Source organism: Amycolatopsis sp. NPDC051071, from assembly GCF_040682875.1.
Classification (GTDB): Bacteria; Actinomycetota; Actinomycetes; order Mycobacteriales; family Pseudonocardiaceae; genus Amycolatopsis.
On the sequence record NZ_JBFBBY010000234.1, the window covers coordinates 1 to 9,551 of the forward strand.

14 protein-coding genes are annotated in these 9,551 nt (G+C 66.9%); 11 read left to right on the forward strand and 3 right to left on the reverse strand.

Annotated elements, in window-relative coordinates:
• Positions 1 to 175 precede the first annotated feature (175 nt).
• From AB0M65_RS38180 to AB0M65_RS38190, 3 genes are read right to left on the reverse strand one after another with little or no spacing between them, the layout of a single operon-like run.
• Positions 176 to 616: an SRPBCC domain-containing protein gene (locus AB0M65_RS38180; protein WP_364039557.1), complete on the reverse strand. Its 441-nt coding sequence runs from the start codon at positions 614 to 616 to the stop codon at positions 176 to 178.
• Positions 613 to 930: a metalloregulator ArsR/SmtB family transcription factor gene (locus tag AB0M65_RS38185; protein ID WP_364039560.1), complete on the reverse strand. Its 318-nt coding sequence runs from the start codon at positions 928 to 930 to the stop codon at positions 613 to 615. The genes AB0M65_RS38180 and AB0M65_RS38185 overlap by 4 nt, the downstream gene beginning before the upstream one ends.
• Positions 930 to 1,316: a VOC family protein gene (locus AB0M65_RS38190; protein WP_364039563.1), complete on the reverse strand. Its 387-nt coding sequence runs from the start codon at positions 1,314 to 1,316 to the stop codon at positions 930 to 932. The genes AB0M65_RS38185 and AB0M65_RS38190 overlap by 1 nt, the downstream gene beginning before the upstream one ends.
• A gap of 133 nt (positions 1,317 to 1,449) precedes the next feature.
• Between AB0M65_RS38190 and AB0M65_RS38195 the strand changes: the two genes are divergently transcribed.
• The 11 genes from AB0M65_RS38195 to AB0M65_RS38245 form a co-directional block, all read left to right on the forward strand.
• Positions 1,450 to 2,034 (forward strand): NAD(P)H-dependent oxidoreductase, encoded by a 585-nt coding sequence (locus AB0M65_RS38195; RefSeq protein ID WP_364039566.1) that lies wholly within the window; start codon positions 1,450 to 1,452, stop codon positions 2,032 to 2,034.
• On the forward strand, positions 2,031 to 3,488 hold the full coding sequence (locus AB0M65_RS38200; protein ID WP_364039569.1) for a DHA2 family efflux MFS transporter permease subunit: 1,458 nt from the start codon (positions 2,031 to 2,033) through the stop codon (positions 3,486 to 3,488). Before AB0M65_RS38195 ends, AB0M65_RS38200 begins: the two co-directional genes overlap by 4 nt.
• Positions 3,485 to 3,865 carry a MerR family transcriptional regulator gene (locus AB0M65_RS38205; protein WP_364039572.1) on the forward strand — a complete coding sequence of 127 codons (381 nt, stop codon included), beginning with the start codon at positions 3,485 to 3,487 and terminating at the stop codon, positions 3,863 to 3,865. Before AB0M65_RS38200 ends, AB0M65_RS38205 begins: the two co-directional genes overlap by 4 nt.
• A gap of 74 nt (positions 3,866 to 3,939) precedes the next feature.
• On the forward strand, positions 3,940 to 5,502 hold the full coding sequence (locus tag AB0M65_RS38210; protein ID WP_364039575.1) for a recombinase family protein: 1,563 nt from the start codon (positions 3,940 to 3,942) through the stop codon (positions 5,500 to 5,502).
• Positions 5,499 to 5,828, forward strand: a complete 330-nt coding sequence (locus AB0M65_RS38215) for a hypothetical protein (protein ID WP_364039578.1) — start codon at positions 5,499 to 5,501, stop codon at positions 5,826 to 5,828. Before AB0M65_RS38210 ends, AB0M65_RS38215 begins: the two co-directional genes overlap by 4 nt.
• Positions 5,829 to 5,964: 136 nt before the next feature.
• Positions 5,965 to 6,174 (forward strand): hypothetical protein, encoded by a 210-nt coding sequence (locus AB0M65_RS38220; protein ID WP_364039581.1) that lies wholly within the window; start codon positions 5,965 to 5,967, stop codon positions 6,172 to 6,174.
• Positions 6,171 to 6,566, forward strand: a complete 396-nt coding sequence (locus AB0M65_RS38225; protein ID WP_364039584.1) for a hypothetical protein — start codon at positions 6,171 to 6,173, stop codon at positions 6,564 to 6,566. Before AB0M65_RS38220 ends, AB0M65_RS38225 begins: the two co-directional genes overlap by 4 nt.
• Before the next feature lie 2 nt (positions 6,567 to 6,568).
• Positions 6,569 to 7,678, forward strand: coding sequence for an AAA family ATPase (locus AB0M65_RS38230; protein WP_364039596.1), 1,110 nt, complete (start codon positions 6,569 to 6,571; stop codon positions 7,676 to 7,678).
• A 168-nt stretch (positions 7,679 to 7,846) separates the two neighbouring features.
• Positions 7,847 to 8,119: a hypothetical protein gene (locus AB0M65_RS38235; RefSeq protein ID WP_364039587.1), complete on the forward strand. Its 273-nt coding sequence runs from the start codon at positions 7,847 to 7,849 to the stop codon at positions 8,117 to 8,119.
• 128 nt (positions 8,120 to 8,247) lie between these two features.
• Entirely contained in the window at positions 8,248 to 8,385 is a 138-nt protein-coding gene (locus tag AB0M65_RS38240; protein ID WP_364039590.1) for a hypothetical protein, read from the forward strand.
• A gap of 203 nt (positions 8,386 to 8,588) precedes the next feature.
• A partial coding sequence (locus tag AB0M65_RS38245; RefSeq protein WP_364039593.1) for a phage major capsid protein occupies positions 8,589 to 9,551 on the forward strand: 963 nt, incomplete at its 3' end.

Consider the following 9,551-nt stretch of genomic DNA (forward strand, 5'->3'; position numbering starts at 1 on the left):
ACCGACACCGTGGAACGCTAGTCCTTCACGCGCGACCCAAGTACAGGAAGGCCCCCTTCCTGTACCTAGGCGCAAGGAAGGGGGCCTTCCTGTACCTCAGGCAAGCACAAGGGCGCCGGTACCGAGCGGGTCGGGTCTCGTGAATGTTTTGGGTCGTTAGAACGACCCAAAACACTCACGAGTCCGGCATCTCGGCCAGCACCCGCGCCAGTGCCTTCGGGACGCCGCTGCGCCAGCCACCGCCCATGATCTTCCGCGACATCCGCTGGAACTCGTCGTCGGGATCGAAGCCTTCGTGGCTGAGGAACAGCCGCGTGCCGTGTCCCTCCGGTTCGAGGCGCCAGGTGACCGTCCATTCCGGACCCCAGCTGATGCTGAGCAGCCGCTCCGGCTCGGCGGCCAGCACCTCGCAGGCGACCGGGCCACCGTCGAATCCCGCGGCGGGTACCGGCTCCGCGAGCAGTTCGAATCGGTGCCCCACCACGGGTTTGATGTCGTTCGGCATCCGCAGCCAGCGTTCCAGCAGATCCGGTTCGGTCAAGGCGCGCCACACCTTGCGTGGTGGGTGCGCGAGGAACTGGTCGACGTGGATGGACGTCGGATCGTCGCCGCTCACAAGTCCTCCTCGTCGAGCAGGTCGCGCAGGTTGGCGAGTTTGCCGCGCCAGAAGTGCTCGTAGGGCGAAAGCCAGTCCGAAACCTCTTGCAGCGGCGCGGCTTCCAGGGAGTAAACCCGGTTCCTGCCCTGTCGCTCCTCGCGGACGAGCCCCGCCTCGCGTAACACCCGGAGGTGTTCGGACAGGCTCGGGCGCCGCATGTCGAAGCGTTCGGCGATCTCCCCCGCCGCCCGCGGGCCTTCGAGGAGGATGCCCAGCACCTCCCGCCTGGCCGGGTTCCCGAGCGCGGCGAAGACATCGTCGTTGACCGGCATCAGCGCGGCCAGTTGCCGTAGCCCGACGGCTGGAGTAGCCCGATCCCGTTGCCGTCGAGGTCCTTCAGGGACGTCACGCGGCCCCAAGGCATCTCCTCGGCGTCCCCTACCTCGACGCCCTGAGCGCGAAGCTCGGCGATGTCGGCATCGACGTCGGCGGTGCTCAATTGGAAGTGCACCCGCGCGTCGTGGTCGAGGTCGCCGACGGGCCGGTCGGCGAGGACGATCCCGGACTCCGCCCCCTTGGGGCCGACCATGACGAACGGGCCGTGCGGCCCGCTGACCTCGACGAGAAGGTCGAAGCCGAGCTTGCCGACGTAGAAGTCCCGCGCCTTGGCCTGATCGGCGACGGGCACGGTGAGGAACTGGATCCGGTCGATGTTCATACCGGCAACATACGTAGGCATTTACCTACATGTCAAGCCGTGTACACCCTCTACCAAAGTCGAGGTCCAGCGATCGTGAGCAGGCCCGCAGAGCCTTGAGTTCGCCTATGGACGAACTTTTAGCGTCGTCGTCATGAGCACAGAAACCATCGCACAGTCCCCTCTCCGGCTCGCCGTGATCATCGGCAGCGTCCGGCACGAGCGGTTCGCCGACGCCATCACGGGCTGGCTGCTGGCCGAACTCGCCGCGATCGACGGACTGGAGGTCGACCCGATCGACCTCGCCGACGTCGATCTCCCCTTGCAGGGAACGCGGCCCGGCGGCACCGAAACAGTGATCAGCGACAGGCTCCACGCGGCCGACGCCTACCTGGTCGTCACCCCGGAGTACAACCACAGTTTCCCGGCCGCGCTGAAGAACGCGATCGACTGGCACTTCCGGGAATGGGCGTACAAACCGGTCGCGTTCGTCGGCTACGGCGCCGGATCGGGCGGCATCCGCGCGATCGAGCAGTTGCGGCTGATTTTCCCCGAACTGAGGGCCACCACGATCCGCGACGCGGTGCTGCTGAACGCTCCGTGGACCCGTCTCGGCCCGAACGGGTACGAAGGCACCGAAGGCGAGCGCGCCGCACTGGCAGCGACGCTGACCGAGCTGGGCTGGTGGGCTCGCACCCTGCGCACCGGCCGCGTCGCGGAACAGGCGAGTGCGGCATGAACCGGCTGACCGGACAGGAACTGCGCATCGCGTCGGTGATCGCGCTCGGCGGGTTGATGGCCGTTCTCGACACGACGATCGTCGCCGTCGCACTGCCACAGTTCATGACGACCTTCAACGCGTCGCTCACCACGATCCAGTGGATCGTGACCGCCTACGCACTCGGCATGGTCGCGGCGATGCCGCTGGCGGCGACCTTCGCGCAACGGTGGGGAGCGCGCCGGGTGTACCTGGCCGCGCTGGTGGTGTTCGCGGTGTCGTCCGCGGCCGCCGGACTCGCCGGAGACCTGGGGTGGCTGATCGCCGCGCGAGCGGTACAGGGCCTCGCCGGCGGGCTCATCAACCCCTTGGGCATGACCATCGGCTTCGGCACGGTGGCACCGGAGCGCCGGGGCCGGATGACCGCGATCACCGGACTTCCCTTGCTCGTCGGCCCGATCCTCGGCCCGGTGCTCGGCGGTGTCCTGCTGGACAGCCTGTCGTGGCGGGCGCTGTTCTTCATCACCGTTCCGCCCGCTCTGCTCGCCGTCGTGGGAGTCCTTCGCTGGGTGCCCGCCGGAACCCCGTCCGCCGAACGCACCCCGATGGACCTCGTCGGTGGCCTGCTGCTCGTCCCCGGCGTCGTCGCGGTGGCCTACGGCTTCAGCGACGATTCGGCCGGAGCACCGGTCCGTGCGGCGATCGTGCTCGCGGGACTGGCACTCATGACCGCGTTCGCCCGCCGGTCGTGGCGGCATCACGCGCCGCTGCTGAACATCCGTCTCCTGCGTGACCGGACGTTCGGCCGCAACGCCGCGGTCCTCGTCCTGTTCGCCGCGCCGTACTTCGGCTCGATGCTGCTGATGCCCGCCTACATCCAGGTCATCCGCGGCGACTCGGCCCTGACCAGCGCGTTGATGATGGTGCCCGGCGCGATCGGGATGGGTATCAGCATCCAGATCACCGCCCGCGTCCTCGAACGTTTCGGTCCGCGGATCGTCGTCGGAACCGGGCTGAGTCTCGCGATCATCTCCACCGGACTGACCGCGCTCGTCATCGCGCCGGACACGCCGTACCCGGTGCTGGTGATCTTGGGGCTGCTCCAGGGAGCGGGGACCGGGGCGATCATGATGCCCACCATCGTGAGCGCCGGCCGGAACCTGCAGGGCCCGGACCTCGCGTCCGGTTCCGCGATCCTCCCGCTGGCCAGCACCATCGCGAGTGCGGTCGGCACCGCGGCGGTGAGCGCGGTGTTCACCGGACTGATCGCGACGGCCACCGGAGGCCGGGGCCTCGCGGCACTGAGTGATCCCGCGGCGAGCGCGACGCTCACCTCGGACGTCGTGTCCGCGTATCGTGTGACCCTCGCCGGCGTCCTCGCGGTCATGGTGATCGCTCTGGTGGTCAGGTTGAGGACCCGGCCCGCTCCGGCCGCCCCGGTAGCGGAACCCACCAAGGTACGGAGTGCGGCATGACGACGGGGACCCCGGCTCGGCCTCAGGCCGACGGACGGCTGACCATCAGCGAGGTCGCGAGCCGAGCCGGTGTCTCCGCCAACGCCGTCCGGTACTACGAGCGCTACCGCGTCATCACCGCCGAGCGCACCAAGGGCAACGCCCGCCGGTTCACGATCGACGCCATCTGCCGGATCCGGCTCGCGGTCGCCGCCCAGCGCGTCGGCCTCAGCCTCGCCGAGAGCGCGGAGATCCTGGCCGAGATCCCGCCGATGTCCCCCGACCTCGAACAGTGGACGGGCGCCGGGCAGCGGCTCATCGACGCCGGTCAGGCCCGCATCGCCGAACTCACCGGGGTGGTCGACGAATACCGGAACCTCGACTTCCTCCGCAATTGAGGGCGGCGGATCCTGTCCGGTTGTCGTGAGTGTTTTGGGTCGTTAGGACCGATTGGCGACGTAGGTTATAGGGCATGACGATGACCTTGCCCACCGCCCTTGACCAGCCTGTTTACACCGATTGGACGGCCGACCGGACCGGCGTCATTCTCGCCCGGGAGTACCTGCGGGTAAGTCGGGACAAGTCCGGTGAGGAACGCTCTCAGGAGGAGCAGCACGAGGAGAACCAGGAGGCCGCCGCTGACCTGGGGTGGTCTCTTGGTGATCCGTACCGCGACACGGGCAGCGCCAGCGAGTACGCGCAGAAGGCACGGGGCGACTTCGCACAGATGGTGGCCGACCTGCGGGCCGACCGATTCGGCGCGCAGATCCTGATCATCTGGGAGTCGTCGCGGTTGTCGCGGGAGGTGACCGGGTGGGTGGAGATGATCGACCTGTGCGCCCGGCGGGGGATGCGGATTCACGTCACCTCCGAGGAACACACCTACGACCCGGCGAACGGGCACGATCGGCACAAGCTGATCGGCGCCGCGAATGACGCCATGCTGGAGAGCTACAAGACGTCGAAGCGGATCACGCGTACTCGGGCACGCGAGCGGAAAGAGGGTTGCTTGCACGGCGCGATTCCGTTCGGTTACCGCCGGGAATACGAGCAGGTGGAGAAGCGCGGCAAGCTCGTGCCGAAGTCGGTTCAGATCCCGCACCCGGACGAAGCCCCGATCGTGCGGGAACTCTTCCGCCGGGTGCTGGCTGGCCACTCGGTGCGCAGTATCGCCCTCGACTACGAGGCCCGGGGTATCCGGTCGCATCGGGGGAAGGTGATGGGGCAGGCGTGGCTACGCGAGATGCTGCTACGGCCCGTGTACGCGGGTTTGCGTTCGATCAGCCCGGAGATCACGGGGCAGTGGGACGGGTTGGTGTCGCCCGCTGATTTCTACGACGTGCAGGCGATTTTCGCCGCGCGCACAAGGAAAACGCCGCGCCCGGGAGCGAAGAACGTCCGTCTGCTCTCGACCATCGCCCGCTGTGACGTGTGCGGCGGGCCGATGTCGGCGAAACCGCGCAACGGCACCACGATGTACTCGTGCGGGCCACATAGCTGTGTCGCGGTGCCCGTGCTGGACCTGGACGCCTACGTGACCGGAGTCGTGTTCGACTACTTGTCGGCTCCGGGTGTGGTGGAGGAGCTGACCGCGCCCCCGGCGGCCGGTGGGGAGTTGGCGCGGGTGCTGGACGAGAAGCGGAAGGCAGCCGCTGATCTGGATGAGCTGGAACGGGGTGTGAAGGCCGGGCAGGTGTCGCCGTTCGTGGCGACCGCCGCTGAGGAAGGTATCCGGGAACGGCTGAGTGTTGCTGAGACCCGCGAAAAGGCCCTCACCATGCCTAACCCGCTGCGTCCGTTGTTCGAGTCGCTGCGGGCCGGTGACGTCCACGCGGCGGGCGACCTGCGAGCGCTGATCGAGTCCAATTGGGACAAGGCGGAGATCTCCACCAAGCGGGAAGCCCTGCGGGTGCTGTTGTCGCCTGAGATGATCGGCGAACTGCGGGTCAAGCGGAGCCCGGTTCCGCGCCAGCGGTGCGCGGCGGAGAAGCGCGCCCGGTTCGCCACGACGGAGGAAGGTGACCAGGCCGCATGAGCGGGCACGATGTCGTGAAGGTGATCTTCGTGTGCGATGGCATCACCGAGCACACGTTGGGGTCGGTCGTCCGCCAGGTCCGGGCCGTGCCCAAGGTTCCGGCAGGCCATGAAGATTGGCAGGGACCTGGATTGCAGGTGGAGACCGACACCGAGGGCCGCCTCGTCAAGCTCATCGGGGTATGCCCCACCTGCCGGAAACGGGGCGACCCCCGGCGGGAAGAGATGCGCTGGAGTCGGGTACGCAAGCTCCTCGATGCCGCAGAGACCCTGCCTAAAAGGGAGCTGATTGGGCGGATCGGGCAGTTCAACGCTATCCTGCCCTAGACCGCTTGACGCGCCATACCGGCACCGCCGGGGCCGCGTAGTCAGTCGTCGCGGGAGCCCGCCCTCCGTTTTAGCGCCGCAGTCAACACCCCTGAGTAGGGGGTGATGCTCTTGCTGCGCAAGGAGCGCCAACCCCGTGACGGTCGATTACACCGAAGAAGAATTCCGTGAAGCCCTGGACGTCGTGCGCGTGCGGGCCGCCGACGAAATGGCCCAGGTGGTTCAAGCCGCGCATCGGCCCACCCGGAAGCAGATAGACCACCTACGGCGACTGTTGCCGCCACCCACCCCGGAGCAGATCCGGGCCGCGCTCGAACCGTCCCACCTGCACGGTGAGAACGAGTGAGGTCAGAACAGAAACCACTGTCCACACAAGACAGTGCGGGACACGACCCCGTGGCGTTGAGCCGCGCCGAGTACGAACGACTCGCCCACGATGCCGCGTGTTGGCGCCGATACTGGCAACCCGACGTGGTGACTCTGCGCCAGGAAGGCGAAGCCTGGCGGGAACTCCGGCGGTTCCGGGAGATCTCCTCCGCGATCAGCGCGGCCATCGACTGGTCTGCGGTGGCCGCCGCTCCCAGTCACGCGGAACTCGCCCGCCGCCGCGCTGAGCCGGTCACCCCCCGGCGCTGCGGCGCGCGTGACTGCCGGATGGTGCTTTCCGTGCCCTGGCCCGCGCCGGGACACGACGTATTCTGCCCACGCCACGAGACCAACCGGGCGGTGGCCGCGTGACGATGCCCGAACTCAGCCCGCAAGGCCGCGCGCTACTTCAGAACGGACAATCGGCGCCCCACGAGGACGCCTACGAGGGAACCCCGTTCCCGGATGAGCCGCCGGAGGATGACGGCAATTCAGCAGTGGACGCGCGATGCGCGCAACTTCGGGCGCAACTGCTGACCGCGCAACAACTCCGGGATATCCAGCCGCCCGAACCGCTGGTCGACGGCTATCTGTACAGGAATACCCTCGCTTGGTTGCACGGGAAGCCGGGCACGTTGAAGTCCTTCACGGCGGTTGATATCGCCTGCTGTGTCGATACCGGCACCGAATGGCACGGTCACCCGGTCAAGCAGGGCACGGTGCTCTACCTGATCGCCGAAGGCGCGGCGGGACTGTCCACACGGGTCGACGCGTGGGAACTCGCGCACGGCACCACAGTGGACAATGCCATGTTCCTGCCGGTACCTGTGCAGATGCTCCAGTCCCTCGACGTGGCCGCGTTCACCCGGCTACTCGCCGACCTGCGGCCCGTGCTGGTCATCATCGACACCCAATCGAAGGTCACACTCGGCGCAGACGAGAACAGCACAAAAGACATGGCGCGCTTCGTTGACGCGCTCGACCAGCTACGCCGCGCCTGTGGCGCGTGCGTTCTCGTGGTGCACCACGAGCCCCGCGCGGGCGAGAACATGCGCGGGTCGACGGCACTGGAAGGTGGGGCGGACACCATCCTGCGTATCACCCGTGACGGGAACGTGGTGGAGATCAGCAACACCAAACAGAAGGACGCGCCCGAACAGCCGCCGCTCGTGCTCGCTGCCGAACCTGTCGGGGGGAGCCTGATTCTGTCCCAAAGTGCCGTGGGAATCGCCGCCCTCACAAGATCATCTGAACACTCGCTGTTGACGGTACTTCGGGACTCGTTTGGGACTCGCGGCGCAACCAAGACCGAACTCCGCGAGGCCAGCGACCTACCCAAGACCACCTACTACCGCGCGGTAAACGAGCTGGTCAGCAAGGGTTTAGTCGTTGAACGCAAGGAGGGACGGAGCACGATCTACACCCTGTCTGTCCACAATAGGCAAACAGAGATTCCCACGAGTCCCACGGATTCCCACGAGTAGCGGGAGTCCATTCCCAATTCCCACACCCCTTTAGGGGTGGGAATGGACGGGACTGGGACTCGCCGATGGGGGTAGGGCGCCGAAATCATGGGAGCCCGGCGACGGCGAGACCGTGCTGGTGGTGCCGCGCGTGGCGTCCCGGAAAACCAGACTGTGAAAGGTGGAGAAATGATGAAGTGCCGCAAATGTGGCCGGACGCTCGCCGACCGCGCAGGGCCGGGCCGTAAGCCCGTGTACTGCTCGCCGGGGTGCCGACGGGCCGCCGAGTACGAGCTACGGCGCATCCAGCGGGCATTGGAGGCGCTGGAGGACGAGCACCGCGATATCCGGCTGAACTGGCCACCGTTCGCGGATCGCCTGCCGCTGCTCGAAGCCGAGCGCGACCGGCTGGAAATCAGGTTGCGGGAACTGCTGGACGATGACACGGAGACACGCGCGTGAAGACCCTGAATTGCAGCCCTGAGACGGCCGAGGACGGACTGGTGGCCTTGTCCCGACATCTTCCCCCGACCGTCGAGATTGGACGGCCCACGGTGGCTTGCCTGGACAACGATGGTGTCTTTCAGGTGATGACCACCGACGGCGCGAACTGGTGGGCGTATCCGGACAGGGCGGTTCGGCTGGTGCCGCTCCGCGACGGTCTGGCCGAAGTCACCGAGTGGTGCGCGGGGTTCGAGATCTCGCGCTACATCGGTCGCGTCGGGTAAGGTGACCTTGTCGAGAGTGGACGGTCCGCCGTGGTGCGCCACGGTCAGCTGGACACCCGCCGAATCGGCCAGCACGCCATGCGACTGTGTCCGCGCAGTAGTTCCGCGCCACGCACGCGCCCCGCGAAGTCCGCCGATCAGTGACCACACCTAATCACGAGGACTATCCATTGTCTACAAAGGTTGAGCGCCTACGTGCGCAGATGCGCGAAAATCTGAACGTCGCGAAGGACATCGCGACCAAGGCAGAGAACGAGAACCGGGACTTCACCGCAGAGGAACGCGAACTTGTCGAGGAACGCATGGTGGAGGCCAAGCGTCTCTCTCCGCTGCTCGCCGAAGCGAGGAACGACGAGCAGAAGGCGAACGATCGCCAAGTCTCGAACTGGATCAAGGAGTTCGCCGACGCGACGGGCGGACCAGCGGGCACCGGCGGAGCCTCCCTGGGAAACTCCCGATTGAAGTCCCTGGGCGGAAGTACCTGGGGCACCGATATCACCCGGCAGCACAGCGACCATTTTGGACGGTTCAAATCCCTGACACCGTCCGGCACCGTGATGGTGTCCGTGCCGCTCGCCACACAGCCCGTCCGCGAGTCCGAACCCGTGCTCGCGCTCCGGCAGCTGATCCCGGCCGAAAAGGACACTGTCGGAGTCTGGGCGTACATGCGGCAAACACTCCGTGAGAACAACGCAAAGGTCGTTCCGCGGGGAGCCAAGAAGCCCTCCAGCCGGTACACAATGGAGCGTCGGGAGGGAAGGTCGGCTGTCATCGCGCATTTGACAGAACCTGTTGCTCGACAAGATCTCGCGGACGCGCCGATGTTGTCGGCCTTTGTGGACACCGAGCTTCGCCTGGGTCTGGAAGAGGCTCTGGAGAACGAGATCGTCAACGGGGACGGTACCGGCGATCGACCGACCGGTCTGAACTTCACCTCCGGCACCCAGAGTCAGCTATGGGCAACCGACCTGCTGACCACTACCCGGCAGGCAGTGACGAAGCTGGAAGTTCTGTCTCTCAACGGTTCCGGGTGGTTGCTGCACCCGGTTGATTGGCAGAACATCGAGCTTGCCGCCAACGCCAACGGCTACCTGCTCACGCAAGCCGGACAGGCCGTTCCGGTGGATCGCGCGGCCCGCCGGTTGTGGTCGGTGCCGGTTGTGCTG

Coding starts and splice junctions, on each gene's coding strand:
- AB0M65_RS38185 (WP_364039560.1), bottom strand. CDS start 930: ATGCCGGTCAACGACGATGTCTTCGCCGCGCTCGGGAACCCGGCCAGG.
- AB0M65_RS38190 (WP_364039563.1), bottom strand. CDS start 1,316: ATGAACATCGACCGGATCCAGTTCCTCACCGTGCCCGTCGCCGATCAG.
- AB0M65_RS38195 (WP_364039566.1), top strand. CDS start 1,450: ATGAGCACAGAAACCATCGCACAGTCCCCTCTCCGGCTCGCCGTGATC.
- AB0M65_RS38200 (WP_364039569.1), top strand. CDS start 2,031: ATGAACCGGCTGACCGGACAGGAACTGCGCATCGCGTCGGTGATCGCG.
- AB0M65_RS38205 (WP_364039572.1), top strand. CDS start 3,485: ATGACGACGGGGACCCCGGCTCGGCCTCAGGCCGACGGACGGCTGACC.
- AB0M65_RS38210 (WP_364039575.1), top strand. CDS start 3,940: ATGACGATGACCTTGCCCACCGCCCTTGACCAGCCTGTTTACACCGAT.
- AB0M65_RS38215 (WP_364039578.1), top strand. CDS start 5,499: ATGAGCGGGCACGATGTCGTGAAGGTGATCTTCGTGTGCGATGGCATC.
- AB0M65_RS38230 (WP_364039596.1), top strand. CDS start 6,569: ATGCCCGAACTCAGCCCGCAAGGCCGCGCGCTACTTCAGAACGGACAA.
- AB0M65_RS38235 (WP_364039587.1), top strand. CDS start 7,847: ATGATGAAGTGCCGCAAATGTGGCCGGACGCTCGCCGACCGCGCAGGG.
- AB0M65_RS38240 (WP_364039590.1), top strand. CDS start 8,248: ATGACCACCGACGGCGCGAACTGGTGGGCGTATCCGGACAGGGCGGTT.